Annotated in this window: 14 protein-coding genes; 5 read left to right on the forward strand and 9 right to left on the reverse strand. The window is 57.0% G+C overall.

The features are described from left to right. Window positions 1–16: 16 nt before the first annotated feature. The 7 genes from dnaN to MED193_RS12835 form a co-directional block, all read right to left on the reverse strand. Window positions 17–1,138, reverse strand: coding sequence for a DNA polymerase III subunit beta (gene dnaN / locus MED193_RS12805; protein ID WP_009810154.1), 1,122 nt, complete (start codon window positions 1,136–1,138; stop codon window positions 17–19). A 309-nt stretch (window positions 1,139–1,447) separates the two neighbouring features. Next, window positions 1,448–2,866 carry a chromosomal replication initiator protein DnaA gene (gene dnaA / locus MED193_RS12810; protein WP_009810155.1) on the reverse strand — a complete coding sequence of 473 codons (1,419 nt, stop codon included), beginning with the start codon at window positions 2,864–2,866 and terminating at the stop codon, window positions 1,448–1,450. 563 nt (window positions 2,867–3,429) lie between these two features. Beyond that, entirely contained in the window at window positions 3,430–3,693 is a 264-nt protein-coding gene (rpsT, locus tag MED193_RS12815) for a 30S ribosomal protein S20 (RefSeq protein WP_009810156.1), read from the reverse strand. A 256-nt stretch (window positions 3,694–3,949) separates the two neighbouring features. Continuing rightward, window positions 3,950–4,726: an enoyl-CoA hydratase gene (locus MED193_RS12820; RefSeq protein WP_009810157.1), complete on the reverse strand. Its 777-nt coding sequence runs from the start codon at window positions 4,724–4,726 to the stop codon at window positions 3,950–3,952. Window positions 4,727–4,789: 63 nt separating this feature from the next. Further along, complete coding sequence (mutM, locus tag MED193_RS12825; RefSeq protein WP_009810158.1) at window positions 4,790–5,641, reverse strand: bifunctional DNA-formamidopyrimidine glycosylase/DNA-(apurinic or apyrimidinic site) lyase; 852 nt, start codon at window positions 5,639–5,641, stop codon at window positions 4,790–4,792. Then, window positions 5,634–6,251: a hypothetical protein gene (locus MED193_RS12830; protein WP_009810159.1), complete on the reverse strand. Its 618-nt coding sequence runs from the start codon at window positions 6,249–6,251 to the stop codon at window positions 5,634–5,636. The genes mutM and MED193_RS12830 overlap by 8 nt, the downstream gene beginning before the upstream one ends. A 51-nt stretch (window positions 6,252–6,302) precedes the next feature. After that, a complete protein-coding gene (locus MED193_RS12835; RefSeq protein WP_009810160.1) occupies window positions 6,303–6,914 on the reverse strand; it encodes a hypothetical protein in 612 nt (203 codons plus the stop codon). Between the two features lie 86 nt (window positions 6,915–7,000). On the opposite strand from MED193_RS12835, the gene ubiE reads away from it, so the two are divergent. Both ubiE and ubiB read left to right on the forward strand, forming a co-directional pair. Next, entirely contained in the window at window positions 7,001–7,753 is a 753-nt protein-coding gene (gene ubiE, locus MED193_RS12840) for a bifunctional demethylmenaquinone methyltransferase/2-methoxy-6-polyprenyl-1,4-benzoquinol methylase UbiE (protein WP_009810161.1), read from the forward strand. Between the two features lie 3 nt (window positions 7,754–7,756). Further along, window positions 7,757–9,283 (forward strand): 2-polyprenylphenol 6-hydroxylase, encoded by a 1,527-nt coding sequence (gene ubiB / locus MED193_RS12845; RefSeq protein WP_009810162.1) that lies wholly within the window; start codon window positions 7,757–7,759, stop codon window positions 9,281–9,283. A 144-nt stretch (window positions 9,284–9,427) separates the two neighbouring features. Here the strand turns inward: ubiB and MED193_RS12850 are convergent, their stop codons facing one another. Beyond that, window positions 9,428–10,603, reverse strand: coding sequence for an acetyl-CoA C-acyltransferase family protein (locus MED193_RS12850; protein WP_009810163.1), 1,176 nt, complete (start codon window positions 10,601–10,603; stop codon window positions 9,428–9,430). 131 nt (window positions 10,604–10,734) lie between these two features. Here MED193_RS12850 and MED193_RS12855 point away from each other — a divergent pair, with 131 nt between their 5' ends. After that, window positions 10,735–11,301: a helix-turn-helix domain-containing protein gene (locus MED193_RS12855; protein ID WP_009810164.1), complete on the forward strand. Its 567-nt coding sequence runs from the start codon at window positions 10,735–10,737 to the stop codon at window positions 11,299–11,301. A gap of 46 nt (window positions 11,302–11,347) precedes the next feature. Here MED193_RS12855 and MED193_RS23160 read toward each other — a convergent pair whose 3' ends face one another. Next, window positions 11,348–11,905, reverse strand: a complete 558-nt coding sequence (locus MED193_RS23160) for a hypothetical protein (RefSeq protein ID WP_157041355.1) — start codon at window positions 11,903–11,905, stop codon at window positions 11,348–11,350. A gap of 222 nt (window positions 11,906–12,127) precedes the next feature. Here MED193_RS23160 and MED193_RS12865 point away from each other — a divergent pair, with 222 nt between their 5' ends. Both MED193_RS12865 and tdh read left to right on the forward strand, forming a co-directional pair. Beyond that, window positions 12,128–13,315, forward strand: a complete 1,188-nt coding sequence (locus MED193_RS12865) for a glycine C-acetyltransferase (RefSeq protein WP_009810166.1) — start codon at window positions 12,128–12,130, stop codon at window positions 13,313–13,315. Then, complete coding sequence (gene tdh / locus MED193_RS12870) at window positions 13,312–14,364, forward strand: L-threonine 3-dehydrogenase (RefSeq protein ID WP_009810167.1); 1,053 nt, start codon at window positions 13,312–13,314, stop codon at window positions 14,362–14,364. The genes MED193_RS12865 and tdh overlap by 4 nt, the downstream gene beginning before the upstream one ends. The last annotated feature ends 111 nt before the right edge of the window (window positions 14,365–14,475 follow it).

Here is a 14,475-nt window from a genome sequence, read left to right on the forward strand (position 1 = left end):
AGCCGCAAACCACCAATTATACGCGCATCGGCATAACAACATAGACCGCGCTTTCATCACTGCCTTCGCGCATCAAGGTCGGATCGCCAGAGGAATTGAACATAAAGACAGCGTTTTCGCGGTCAACCTGATTGGCAATTTCCAACAGATATTTGGCGTTAAAACCGATCTCCAAACGCTCATCCGCATAGGCCACTGCCAGCTCTTCTTCAGCCGCACCGCTGTCCGGCGCATTGACCGACAGGATCAGACGATCCTCTTCCAGCTGCAGTTTCACCGCGCGCGACCGCTCGGAAGAAACAGTGGCAACACGATCCACAGCACGGGCGAACTCATCCGCATCTACTTCCAAACGACGGGTATTGCCCGCCGGAATGACCCGCGTGTAATCAGGGAATGTGCCATCAATAACCTTGGAGGTCAGGGTGATATTCGGGGTGGCGAACCGCACCTTGGTCTCAGACACCGAGACCGCAATATCCATCTCATCATCATCCAGCAACTTGCGCATCTCGCCCACGGTTTTACGCGGCACGATCACGCCTGGCATGTCCTCGGCCCCAACTGGCAGCGACGCGTCAATCCGGGCCAAACGGTGTCCATCGGTGGCCACACAGCGCAGCACCTTGCCGCCCTCCGCCGCATCCGAGACATGCATATATACCCCATTTAGATAATAGCGGGTCTCTTCGGTGGAGATGGCAAACTTGGACTTATCAAAAAGCCGACGCAGCATGGCCGCATTGGCGGTAAAGTTCGAATGATATTCCGAGCTCGCCATAACCGGGAAATCTTCGCGTGGCAGGGTCGCCAAGGAGAAATTCGAGCGCCCAGCCTCGACCGTCAGACGGCCTGTTGCCGCATCCGCAGTCAGTGTCACCAGAGCACCATCGGGAAGTTTGCGCACGATCTCATGCAGCGTCGTGGCGGCAACAGTTGTAGCCCCGGCGCGCTCAACCTGCGCAGGCGCCTTGTCGACCACTTCGATATCAAGATCGGTGGCACGGAACTGGGCCACGTCACCTTCGGCCTCGATCAGAACATTGGCCAGGATCGGAATAGTATTTCTACGCTCGACCACTGATTGGGCCTGCGCAACCGCCTTCAGGAGTGTGCCGCGTTCGATGCTGATCTTCATGTCGCTTTCCTCTTCGTCGCGCCCGTTCTGTCAGAGTTGCCGTGCCATAACTGAGGGCTGCTGCCCAGCCAATGAAAAAGCAATACTCGGGACCAGCAAAGTAGCGGTTTGCCCCTCATGCACAAGGCTTTTTATTGAGTTTTCCAGGGGAATCCCAGTAGCGTCAAGAGGCCAGATCCCACAACAGCGTCAAACCCGCCCAATCGTTGCCAGGGAACCAGACGATCACCGCCCAGCCCCGCAAATAGCCAAAAAAAACGGCCCTGGAAATCCAGGGCCGTATACAATCAATGCGACAGTGGTGCCGGATCAGGATTCAAGCGACCGGCGCAGCATTTCCACATCTTCGGCGATTTGCCCATCTGTTGACTTCAACTCTTCAATCCGGCGCACACCATGCATGACGGTTGTATGGTCGCGACCACCAAAACGGCGGCCAATCTCTGGCAGGCTGCGGCTTGTGAGTTTTTTGCACAGATACATTGCGACCTGACGCGGCCGCGCATAGGAGCGCAGACGCTTGGGGCCAATGATATCGGACATCCGGATATTATAATACTCCGACACCTTGCGCTGGATTTCCTCTACGGTGATTTTGCGTTCAGAGGCGCGCAACACATCAGCCAGACAATCCTGGGTCAGATCCATATCGATTTCACGCCCCACCAGCGAGGCAAAGGCAAACAGCCGAGTCAACGCCCCTTCGAGCACGCGCACATTGGTGGAGATGCGGTGCGCCAGGAACTCCAGCACCCCATCAGCGATTTCCAAATCGGGATAGGTCTGTTGCTGCAGCTGCACCTTGGTCTGCAGAATACCCAGACGCAGTTCATAGTCTGTTGGGTGCAGGTCCACCACCAGGCCACATTGCAAGCGCGATTTCACCCGGTCTTCCAGATCCTTGATCTCGCCTGGGGCGCGGTCGGCAGAGATAATGATCTGCTTGTTCTGATCCACTAGTGCGTTGAAGGTATGGAAGAATTCTTCCTGAGTGGAATCCTTTCCAGCGATGAATTGCACGTCATCTACCATCAGCACATCAACCGAGCGGAACAGGTGCTTAAAATCCATCATTTTGCGTTCACGCAGAGCCTGCACAAAGCGATACATGAACTGTTCAGCAGACAGGTAAAGCACGTTCAGGCTCGGATTCTGAACAGTGATTTCCCAGGCAATAGCATGCATCAGGTGGGTTTTCCCCAGACCGACGCCACCATAGAGCACCAGAGGGTTGAACGTCACTGGACCGCCCTCAGCCACGCGACGCGCGGCGGCATGGGCCAGCTCATTGGGCTTACCAACAACAAAGTTGTCAAAGGTGAAGCGGGGGTCCAAAGGAGCCGCTTGCAGGGTATCCATCGGTGCAGCAGCCGCTGCTTTGTCAGACAAGGACATACCTGTGCTCGCGCCGGTATTTCCCGTCTCTTGCATCTCGGCAAATGGCTCTGCGGGCTGTTCAACCTGGCGCACCGGGCGGGCAGGCGAATTGGCAGCGACCCGGAAGGCCAGGCGTTGAACTGGCTCGCCAGACAGACTGAACTCATGCAGAATCAAATCTGCAAAGTTCTGGCTCACATAGTTGCCCATAAAGTTTGTTGGCACGTGAAATACGGCCACACCGTCGTCAACTGAATTAAACTCAAGTGGTTCAATCCAGGTCGTAAAATTGTTCTGGCCAACAGTCTTCAAAAGCCGTGTTCTGAGCTGTCCCCATTTTTCTTCCGTCATGCTGCGCCTCATGCATCCCCAAAAACAAGCAGCGGCCTGTTTATCTTTCGCCTATCATTTCTTTGCGCCCCTTTCAGAGCCGCTCTTCACACATAGCTTCTGTGTTTGCGGACAGGGTATTCCTGACCGCACTCCCCTTCGGGGCAACGGATCGTCCAAACAAAAACACCAAAACGCGGTGGCTCTATATTGATACAAAAAAACCGTTTCTGCACACAGATGGGAACGAGGCTGCTGACTGGAAAATCCAGTACAGCAAGGCACAGAAGCCGTTAGGCGAATATAGCCTTTCGTAACTTCCTGCAGCGTCAGCAACCTTGATGCCCGTCAAGATTACCGTGAGCAGCCTGTCCCCCCAGCGAGTGAATCGCTGTACATGTGGTAGCAATTTGCGAGGGGCAGCGGCAATCAAACTATGATGTTGACTCACGCTTTGCCCACAAAGAATCTCTCGCAGTTGCAGCAGGCCTTAGTCAGATAAGGACAAAATAAAAAGGCGCCGCAAAAATGCGACGCCTTTAAAATTTTCAATTTCCTGCTTGTGCGGAAATTACGTCCGAGAATCAACCCAGCGCTTTGACTCGTGCGGTCAGACGGGACACTTTCCGCGATGCGGTGTTCTTGTGGTAGACGCCTTTGGTCACACCACGCATCAGCTCAGGCGCGGCGAGGCGCAGAGCAGCGGCTGCATCTTCTTTGTTGCCAGATTCGATGGCTTCTTCAACTTTACGCAGGAAGGTGCGGATGCGCGAACGGCGGGCTTTGTTTACTGCGAAACGCTTTTCGTTCTGACGGGCGCGTTTTTTTGCTTGGGGGCTATTTGCCATGTCTCTGTGACCTTATCTTCGGGTTCGAATGTGTATATCGGCGCAGGCCAGCCAAACCCGGATCGGATCTCGGAGTGATTCTAGCCAAGCGGGCTGCACGCGCATGTATGGCTGCGGTCTTTAATGCGGCGGACGGCAATATGCAAGCCATTTGCCAAAGACCTGATCTTTCGCCTTGCAACGGCAGCCATACCGCTGAAAAGCCGCCAGGACCAAACAAACGCAAGGCCCTGGCATTGGGGCAAACCCCAGAAGGTTACTTATCGCGGAACTGAGCTTCGCGTTTCTCCAGGAAGGCCGCCATGCCCTCTTTCTGATCCTCAGTCGCAAACATCGAGTGGAACACCCGGCGTTCAAACAACATGCCTTCGCTTAGCGGCAGCTCGTAGCTGCGGTTGACCGTTTCCTTGACCGCCATGACGGTCAGCTGGGATTTTTCGGCAATTTTATGCGCCGCGCCCATGGCCTCTTCGATCAGCTTTTTGGCAGGCACGACCCGCGACACCAGGCCAGCGCGCTCGGCTTCCTCGGCGCCCATGAAACGACCCGTGAGGTTCATATCCATGGATTTGGACTTACCTACAAATCGTGTCAGACGCTGTGTACCACCGATACCCGCGACAACGCCCAGATTGATCTCTGGCTGGCCAAACTTTGCGGTTTCCGCCGCGATGACAAAATCGCACAACATCGCCAATTCACAGCCGCCGCCCAGCGCATAACCGGCCACAGCCGCGATGATGGGCTTGCGGATGGCAATGATGCGATCATTGACCTGCGCAAAGAGGTTGTTGGTATAGACATCGGTAAAGCTCATCTCCGACATCTCTTTGATGTCAGCGCCGGCAGCAAAGGCCTTTTCCGAACCGGTCAGCACGATGCAGCGCACCTTGTCGCTAGCGTCGGCTTCTTCCAGGGCCGTGCAAAGCTCACTCACGAGCGCTGCATTGAGCGCGTTCAACGCCTCGGGGCGATGCAGTTTGATAAGGCAAACGTGGTCCTGCACATCGACGTTGATCGTCTCATAGGCCATAATTGATGCTTTCATTGTTCCGTTCAGAACCGAGTCATTACCACGACAAACATCGCATTCAAGCTATCTTTGACACTTGCCACAGTAGAAAGAGGATCGCCCTGACTGGGTGATTCTGGCAATAGTCCCACCACACCCCTGTCGCCGACAGGCCTCTGCCTCGCGGCCATATACGTCAAAGCTGTGTTGAAAATATCCAAGTTCGCCATTGGCTTGGCGGAAATCTTTTAGCGAAGATCCCCCCGCTTTGATGGCGTCTTCCAGAACCTGGCGAATGATCGGAACCAGGCTGGCAACGCGACGAGCCGAGAGTTGCCCCGCTTTGCGTGTGGGCAAAATTTGAGCACGAAAAAGCGCCTCACAGACATAGATGTTGCCCAGACCAGCTATGATTCCCTGATCCAGAAGTGCCGATTTCACCGGTGTGTTCTTGCCTTTGAAGGCGGCAATCAGGTGGTCCTCATGAAAGTCATTGCCTAAGGGTTCTGGCCCGAGCACCTTCAGGAGTTTGTGCTCCGCCAGTCCCGCTGTTTCAATCAAATCCATGGCGCCAAAGCGGCGCGGATCATTGAACGTCACTCGCGCGCCGTTCTCCATGTCAAAAACCACATGGTCATGTTTCTCTGCCTGTGGATGGTCGTGCACAAACTGCCCCAGAGGATCGCCCGACACCGTCATCCGCCCCGACATGCCCAGGTGCACCAGCAGGGTCTCGCCCCGATCCAGCTCTGCCAGGATGTATTTCGACCGCCGCCGCAGCGCCACGACCCGCGCGCCGGTCAGCCGCTCGGCCATGCGCTCTGGAAAAGGCCAGCGCAGATCTGGCCGGTTCACATGAGCCTGTGCAATCACCACCCCCTCCATTGAGGGCTGCAATCCCCGCATCACGGTCTCAACCTCGGGCAGTTCAGGCATTGTTCAGCTTGCTCTCTGCAATTTCCAAGATATCGCTATGACCAGCACTGTATTTCGAGACGCGCGCAACACCCGAACCAGTGAAGTGTAGTTTGTCCTGATAGGCCTCTTGCTCGATTTTTCTTAGGTCACTCCAAAGGTGAAGTTTTTGACGTCCCCAGAAATCTGGCCCTTCTATGGCCTCTTCGTTCCAACGTAGTTTAGTGAACAACCAGTAGACCACTTCATAAATCATGATCAGCCCTATGGCAGCGACAAACACCGCAAATAGGGCCGTGGCGACCCCAGCCCCCGCTGCAACTATTTCAAAAGAAAACTTAAACATGACCGTTCCCAAAGGCAAAACGAAGAACACCAATACTATCCTCGCACCGACATTGATTCGTGCACAATGCCGACCATCCTTCAGAAGTATCCCATGAGTGCGCCCGCTATCCATGGCAGCAAAAACAAATTTCAAACACGCAATGCTTAGTGGTCCCGCGGCAAGCAATACGACCACCAGGTCAGGAATTTTTGATACCCAACCATTTATCTTCAAATAGAAAATCGCCACCGCCCATACGGTGGAAAAGGTTAGCACAAGTGCGGGTCTTATCAACGGCTTCATCCCCGCTCCCTGCTACACATTCGCCCCATCGCGTTCCCAGTTGCGGGCAAATCAGACATTCACTTTCCTAACCAAGCAATCATCGTAAGCATAGTCATGAGGGTAGAAAGATGCAGCAGCGGCTAAAATCGGCTGTGTGCCCGTCATGTGAGAATTCAGATCAATCTGTCGCTTGCTGATATCCTCAAGCTTATACGGGCCTTTTCGCAGGCTTGGCCTTAGGCCTTCCGAGGACCAGAGTTCGCCCGCTTTCATAAAAACGCGATAGGGAAAGCAATGCACCCCCGCGGCACAGCCCAAAACAAAGACACCAAACCCAGGTATTGCGCCTAGGATCCGAAAAATGACTGGATCCTCTGCAGGTCCCCCAAACAGGCAATAAAGTGCTATGGCCCCTCCGCCGATCGCGAGGAGGCAACCACACAGCATATGCCCAATGGGAAACCTGGATTCGATTGCCCCATCTGGCTGTTCTACTCGACGCTCAGATCCGACCCAGAACAGCCCTGACATCGCTGCGATCAACCCAACAACCATCGGCAAAATAGCCGCATACCCCGGAGCACCATCCAGATTAGCTACTCCCCAGAAGCTAAGGCTAAAAAGCACGCTCCCCCAAAGAAAACGTCGCCAAAACCTGTCTTTCCAAAAGGCACCTTGCATCCCCGCCCCCTGCTACCTATTCGCCCAATTGTGTTCCCGGGTTTGGTCTCTATAAGAGGGGGCGGTATCGGCAGAGGCAAGTCCCCATGGCAGACAGATCAGACAGCACCACCCATTTTGGCTTTGAAACCGTCCCCGAGCATGAAAAAGCAGGCCGGGTTCAGGGCGTGTTCAATTCCGTGGCCTCCAAATATGACATCATGAACGACGTGATGAGCATGGGCATCCACCGGGTTTGGAAAGACGCCATGATGGATTGGCTGGCACCCCGCCCCGGCCAGCGGCTGCTGGATGTGGCCGGTGGGACCGGTGATATCTCCTTTCGCTTCCTCAAACGCGCCGGCCACGGCCATTCCACCGTGCTGGATCTCACCACGCCAATGCTGGAGGAAGGGCGCAAGCGGGCCGAGGCTGAGCAGATGGCCGAGAGCCTGGATTGGGTCACCGGCGACGCCATGGCCCTGCCCTTCAAGGACAATACGTTCGACGTCTACACCATCTCCTTTGGCATTCGAAACGTCACCCGCCCGCAGGAAGCCCTCAATGAAGCCTACCGCGTGCTGAAACCCGGTGGTCGCCTGATGGTGCTGGAGTTCTCGCAGCTGCCCAATGACGGCATGCAAAAGCTCTACGACCTCTATAGTTTCAACGTCATACCGCGCATGGGCAAACTCATTGCCAATGACTACGACAGCTACCAGTATTTGGTGGAATCAATCCGCAACTTCCCTGATCAGGACACCTTCCTAGAGATGGTGAAAACCGCGGGCTTTGCCAATGCCAAGTACCGCAACCTCTCCATGGGTATCGCAGCGCTGCATTCTGGCTGGAAGATCTAAACCATGCGTGGCCCCCATAATATCATCCGCCTGATCCGCACTGGTGCCACAATGGTACGTACCGGCGCCATGGATGTGGTATTGGATGCTTTTGACGCGCCCGCCCCCCTGCGGGTGCTGGCCTATACGCTCGGCTGGCCTTTTCAGTGGCTGGGCTACAAGGGCGATCCTCAAATGCCCCCTGCCACCCGCGCCCTGACGGCGCTGGGGCCCGCCTATATCAAGTTCGGACAGGTGCTCTCGACTCGCCCCGATGTGGTTGGCGAAGATATGGCACAGCAATTGCGGGTGTTGCAGGATCAGCTGCCGCCCTTCTCCAGGGCTGAGGCCATGGCTGAGGTGGAGCGCGAGTTGGGCCGTCCGCTGGCAGAGGTCTTCTCGGAGTTCAGCGAACCCATCGCCGCCGCCTCCATCGCCCAGGTGCATAGGGCACGGCTGACCGAAACCGGCGAAGATGTCGCTGTAAAAGTTCTGCGCCCCGGCATCGAACGCGCCTTCAACAAAGACGTGGACGCCTTCTACTTTGCCGCCAGAATCGTCGATATCTTTGCACCTGGTGCGCGCCGCCTGCGCCCCATGCAGGTGATCGAACATTTCGACGGCGTGGTACAGGGCGAATTGGACCTCCGCCTAGAAAGCTCAGCCGCCTCGGAATTCGCCGCTAACACCAGCGAGGATGAGGGTTTTCAACTGCCCCGTATCCGTTGGGAAGCCTCAGCCCGCCGGGTCATGACCCTGGACTGGGCCGACGGCATTGCGCTTGGTGACAACGCGGCCCTGGATGCGGCAGGCCAGGACCGGTCTGCGCTGGGCAAGCGCGTGCTCTCGCTCTTTCTACGCCATGCACTGCGCGACGGCTATTTTCACGCAGATATGCACCAAGGCAACCTCAAGGTGGCCGCCAATGGCGATATCATCGCCTATGACTTTGGCATCATGGGCCATATCGACGAATACACCCGCCGGGTCTACGCCGAGATCCTCTTTGGCTTTATCAAGCGCGATTACAAACGCGTCGCCGAAGTGCATTTTGAGGCCGGCTATGTGCCCGCAGATCGCGACGTTGATGAATTCGCCAGGGCGATCCGGGCCGTGGGCGAGCCTATCTTTGGCATGGACGCCAGCCATATTTCCATGGGCAACCTATTGAACTATCTGTTCGAGGTCACCGAACGCTTCGGCATGGAAACCCGCACCGAGCTAATCCTTCTGCAACGCACCATGGTGGTGGTCGAAGGCGTCGCCCGCTCGTTGGATCCCCATATCAACATCTGGGAAGTGGCCCAGCCTGTGGTTGAGGACTACATTAAGAAAAGCATTGGCCCCCGCGCCATAGCCTCGGATCTGATGAAAACCGCCAAGGTCCTGGCCCGCTTTGGCCCGCGCCTGCCCGCGCTGATGGAACAGGCGCTCATCGCTCAAAGCCAGGAGCCCGCCTCAGATCACAGCAAAAGATCGTGGAAACGCGCCACCCTGTTCGGCGCGTTGGCCGGAGCCCTGGCAACATTCCTGTTGGTCCAGATCTTCTGACAGGCACAAAAGGGGGCCGTCGAACACCGGCCCCCCGTATCATCTTTCCCTAAATATTCTGGGGTGAATGGCCCAGACGGGCCAGAGGGGCAAAGCCCCGCACCTTCAAACCGGCGGGGCGTAGCCCCTCCGCTCTTTAAGGCTTCAAAGACGTTCAATCGCCAGGGCAATCCCCTGCCCACCACCGATACACATAGTGATAAGGGCCTTAGAGCCACCGGTCCGCTCCAGCTCATACAGCGCCTTCAGCGTGATGATCGCCCCTGTCGCACCTACTGGATGCCCCAGGGCAATTGCGCCGCCGTTGGGGTTCACCTTGGCCGGGTCCAGCCCCAGCTCCTTGTTCACCGCCAGCGCCTGCGAGGCAAAGGCCTCGTTGCTTTCAATCACATCAAAATCGCTCGCCTTCAGCCCGGTCTTGGCCAGCAGGTTCTGCACCGCTGGCACCGGGCCGATGCCCATGACCTCAGGGCGCACACCGGCATGGGCATAGCCCAAAACCCGCGCCTTGGGCTTCAGACCGGCCTTTTCAGCTGCCTCTGCCCGCGCCATGACCAGGGCCGCCGCGCCATCATTGATGCCAGAGGCATTGCCCGCAGTGACGCGGCCGTCCTTCTGGAATACTGCCCGCAGCCCCGCCAGGGCCTCCAATGACGTACCCTTGGGGTGCTCATCCACCTCAAAGGCCACCATGTCGCGCTTTACCTTCACCTCTACGGGCGTGATCTGGCTTTTGAAATAGCCCGCCTCAATCGCCGCCGCCGCACGGGTTTGGCTGGCGAGGGCAAATTCATCCATCTGTTCGCGGGTGATCTCGTGCTCATCCGCGACATTCTCTGCCGTCACCCCCATATGGCCGGTGCCAAAGGGGCAGTTCAGCGCGCCCAGCATCATATCGAGCGATTTGACATCGCCCATCTTGGCGCCCCAACGCTGCTGCTGCATGATAAAGGGGCTGCGCGACATATTCTCGGCACCGCCGGTCAGCGCGTAATCCGCATCCCCCAGCATCAGCGACTGAATGCCCGACACCAGCGCCTGGGCACCGGACCCACACAAACGGTTGACGTTCATCGCCGGGGTACCATTGGGCACGCCCGCCTGCATCGCCGCCACGCGGGACAGATACATGTCACGCGGCTCGGTGTTGATCACATGGCCAAAGACCACATGGCCAATCTGTTCCGGGTCCACGCCCGAACGCTCCATCGCCGCCTTCGAGGCAACTGTGGCCAGATCAATAGGGGCAGTATTGGCCAGCGCGCCACCAAAGGTACCAATTGCGGTGCGGGCACCGTCCAGAATGACGATATCAGTCATGATCTCTCTCCTCACGAGTCAGTTGGCGCATTATGCAGCTGCAGCATCGCCCTGTCTGCCCCTCACTGCCCCCGAACCCGGTGGACGTCCCGTCATTGACAAATCCCCTCAGGACCCGCAGGACATCTGTTATGACGGAAAACCCAGACGATATCCTGACACTGCTGCCCGCCCGGCTGAAAGAGGCCCGCCGCGCCCAGGGCCTCAGCCTTGAAGCCGTGGCCAATCTTTCGGGCGTCAGCCGCTCGATGGTGAGCCAGATCGAACGCGGTGAAAGCTCCCCGACCATTGCCACCCTGTGGAACCTCACCCGCGCGCTGCAGGTGGATTTTGCCGGCCTGCTGGAAGCCGGCGACCTGCAGGACCGGATCGAGGTTCTGCGAGCGGTGGATGTGCCCAAGATCGAAAACATCGGCGAGGGCTGCCGCATCCGCATCCTGTCACCGCCAGAAGAGGCCGGCGGCCACGAGATCTATGACATCCGGTTCGACAAAGGCGGTGCCCTGACCAGCCAGCCCCATACCCGCGGCGCGCATGAACAGCTGACGGTGCTGGAGGGCGAAATCGAGGTAACCTCCGGCAGCGCCAAGGATAGGCTACAATCAGGCGACACCGCCCGCTACGCTGCCGATGTGGCTCATGCGATCACCGCACCCAATGGGGCGGCGCGGGTGTTTCTGATCGTGAAGAACGCGTAGCACTCTCAAGCACAAGTATCATCGCCCGTTCAACTTTGTCGAAGCTTCAGGCTGGTAGGATGGGGGCCGGAAAGGGAAACGTTAGAATGCCGCGCCACAGCATGTGGAATGCGTAGGCCGCCCAGCAATACAACGAGAACAATGCAAAACGTAGCCATCTCCGTTGATAAGATTGGCTCTGGATCATTGCCGCCAGGGGATAGACGACGAGGCAAAGCACTCCCAACATCCAGACAAATTCAAGCTCTATGTTCCCCCATAAAAACGGGGCCATTCCAAGAACGATCCAGGGAAGCCAACTGACAACACCTATGGGCGTGATCAGCACCAGGCAAATTGCCGAAACAACGCGTCCCCGCGTCGGACGCAAAACATCTAGAACCTGCCCTCTTGTCTGCCGGATCAGCCACCAAACCATGGCCAAAGCGTACCCAAGTATCAGTGCAAACCCGATTGCTACAGGAAGCGCGACTGGATCTCCCAACAATATAGAAGGCTCTAAAAGGTTAGGCCTCCAAATCCACTGGTAGATCACAAAGATTCCAAATCCCAAGAACAGGGCCAAGACGCGAGGTGGACTATATGATTGTTCAACTGGTTCCACGCAATCACCCCTTGGGAGAAGATATTCGGTGCACTCACCTTTAAACAGCATCCTCCTGAGGAAACAAGAAAAATCAAGTGAAGGTGGATCCAGCACTTCGTAGTTTCTCACGCCAACCACTTTTCCACCTTCACGGATTTTTTTCCGAGATAATGAAATCTCCTATTTGGGAATTTCATCCGTTATGATAGATGCGATTCCACGGATAAGGAGTTTCCCGCCATGAGCACTGCATTTCTGAACGACATCTCTGAGACGCTCACCCAGATCGAGGCCGATGGCCTTTATAAGCGGGAACGAATGATCACCTCCCCACAAGGGGGTGAAATTACCGTTGGCGACCGCGAGGTCATCAACCTTTGTGCCAATAACTACCTTGGCCTGGCAGATCACCCCGATCTGATCAAAGCGGCGCGTGGTGTGATGGACGACAAGGGCTTTGGCATGGCCTCGGTCCGCTTTATCTGCGGTACGCAAGACATCCACCGCGAGTTGGAACAGCGCTTGGCCAAGTTTCTGAGCAAGGATGACGCAATCCTGTTTGCGGCCTGTTTTGATGCCAATGGCGGGCTGTTCGAGCCCCTGTTGGGGCCAGAGGATGCGATCATCTCGGACAGTCTCAACCACGCCTCGATCATCGACGGGGTGCGCCTGTGCAAGGCGAAACGCTATCGCTACCTCAACAGCGATATGAACGATCTGGAGGCCTGGCTGAAACAGGCCCGCGAGGACGGCGCCCGCCATATCATGATTGCCACCGACGGAGTGTTCTCGATGGATGGCTATCTGGCGAAACTTCCGGAAATCCGCGCCCTGGCGGATAAGTATGACGCCGTGGTCATGGTGGATGATTGCCATGCCACCGGCTTTATGGGGCCAAATGGCGCCGGTACGCCGGATCATTTTGGGGTGGATGTGGATATCCTCACCGGGACTTTGGGCAAAGCACTTGGGGGGGCCATCGGCGGTTATATCGCCGGGCCGCAGCCAGTGATCGACCTGCTGCGGCAGCGGGCGCGGCCCTATTTGTTCTCCAATTCGCTGCCGCCCTCCATCGTTGCTGCCGGGCTGGAGGCCATCCGCCTTGTCGAAGAAGGCGCCGATCTGCGCCAACAGCTGTTTGAAAACACACGCTTTTGGCGCGCCGGGCTGGAAGAGCTGGGTTTTGACCTGCTGCCCGGAGAGCACCCCATCGTGCCGGTGATGCTGGGCGAGGCGCAGCTGGCCCAGGACATGGCCGCACGGCTCTTTGACGAAGGCGTCTATGTCTCGGGCTTCTTCTTCCCGGTGGTCCCGCGTGGTCAGGCGCGTATTCGCACCCAAATGAACGCCGCCCTGACACGGGGGGAACTCACCCGCGCGCTGGCGGCCTTTGGCAAAGTTGGCAAAGAATTGGGGATCATCAAATGACCAGACCAAACACGATGAAAGCGCTGGAAAAATCCCATCCCAAAGAGGGCTTGTGGATGGTGCAGGCCCCGGTGCCGGAAATCGGCCCGGACGAGGTGCTGATCAAGATCAACAAGACCGGCATCTGCGGCACCGATGTGCATATCTGGAACTGGGACGCCTGGGCGCAAAAGACAGTACCAGTGCCGCTGATCACCGGCCATGAGTTTGCCGGCGAGATTGTCGAGCTGGGACGCAATGTCACCGATCTGGAGATCGGCCAGCGCTGCTCGGGCGAGGGGCATTTGATTGGCCATCATTCCCGGCAAAGCCGCGCTGGCAAGTTTCACCTCGATCCCGAAACCCGCGGTATCGGCGTCAACGAACAGGGGGCCTTTGCCCAGTATCTGGCGCTGCCGGCTTTTAATGTTGTACCGCTCCCGGATGACATCCCCGATGACATCGGCGCCATTCTCGATCCCCTGGGCAATGCGGTGCATACTGCGCTCAGCTTTGATCTGGTGGGGGAGGATGTTCTGGTCACTGGTGCCGGCCCCATTGGCATCATGGCCGCTGCCGTAGCCCGCCATGCCGGGGCCCGTCATGTGGCCATTACCGATGTGAACTCAGGACGACTTGAACTGGCGGCACAGGTCGCCAATGTCCGCCCAGTTAATGTGGCAACCGAAGACCTGAACGATGTCATTGCCGAGCTTGGTATGTCTCAGGGCTTTGACGTGGGGCTGGAGATGTCCGGCAACCAGCGCGCGCTGGATCAGATGGTTGAGGCCCTGGTTATGGGCGGGCGCATTGCTCTGCTAGGCATCCCGCCGGGCAAATCTCCAGTAGACTGGAGCCGGATCGTCTTCAAAGCGCTGACCCTCAAGGGCGTCTACGGGCGGGAGATCTTCGAAACCTGGTATAAAATGATTGCCATGCTGCAAAACGGACTGGACGTCAGCCCCGTCATTACCCACCAGTTTGGCGTTGATGACTTTGCCGAGGGATTTGCGGCAATGAAATCCGGCAACAGCGGTAAGGTGGTCCTGAACTGGAATCAATCCACATAGCCGCAAACCAGGCGCAATCGATGATCGGCGGGTACACATACTATTCGGCTTTAGCCAAAAGGAACTCACGACCAAACCGCCGATCACACCTTCAGTATACACAAAATTTCT

The sequence above is a fragment of the Roseobacter sp. MED193 genome (assembly GCF_000152965.1).
Taxonomy (GTDB): Bacteria; Pseudomonadota; Alphaproteobacteria; order Rhodobacterales; family Rhodobacteraceae; genus Pseudophaeobacter.

Bases quoted from the DNA above. Each gene is read 5' to 3' on its own strand.
- dnaN (WP_009810154.1), bottom strand. From the start codon at position 1,138: ATGAAGATCAGCATCGAACGCGGCACACTCCTGAAGGCGGTTGCGCAG.
- MED193_RS12830 (WP_009810159.1), bottom strand. From the start codon at position 6,251: ATGAAGCCGTTGATAAGACCCGCACTTGTGCTAACCTTTTCCACCGTA.
- MED193_RS12835 (WP_009810160.1), bottom strand. From the start codon at position 6,914: ATGCAAGGTGCCTTTTGGAAAGACAGGTTTTGGCGACGTTTTCTTTGG.
- dnaA (WP_009810155.1), bottom strand. From the start codon at position 2,866: ATGACGGAAGAAAAATGGGGACAGCTCAGAACACGGCTTTTGAAGACT.
- mutM (WP_009810158.1), bottom strand. From the start codon at position 5,641: ATGCCTGAACTGCCCGAGGTTGAGACCGTGATGCGGGGATTGCAGCCC.
- rpsT (WP_009810156.1), bottom strand. From the start codon at position 3,693: ATGGCAAATAGCCCCCAAGCAAAAAAACGCGCCCGTCAGAACGAAAAG.
- ubiB (WP_009810162.1), top strand. From the start codon at position 7,757: ATGCGTGGCCCCCATAATATCATCCGCCTGATCCGCACTGGTGCCACA.
- ubiE (WP_009810161.1), top strand. From the start codon at position 7,001: ATGGCAGACAGATCAGACAGCACCACCCATTTTGGCTTTGAAACCGTC.
- MED193_RS12820 (WP_009810157.1), bottom strand. From the start codon at position 4,726: ATGGCCTATGAGACGATCAACGTCGATGTGCAGGACCACGTTTGCCTT.
- MED193_RS12855 (WP_009810164.1), top strand. From the start codon at position 10,735: ATGACGGAAAACCCAGACGATATCCTGACACTGCTGCCCGCCCGGCTG.
- MED193_RS12865 (WP_009810166.1), top strand. From the start codon at position 12,128: ATGAGCACTGCATTTCTGAACGACATCTCTGAGACGCTCACCCAGATC.
- MED193_RS12850 (WP_009810163.1), bottom strand. From the start codon at position 10,603: ATGACTGATATCGTCATTCTGGACGGTGCCCGCACCGCAATTGGTACC.
- tdh (WP_009810167.1), top strand. From the start codon at position 13,312: ATGACCAGACCAAACACGATGAAAGCGCTGGAAAAATCCCATCCCAAA.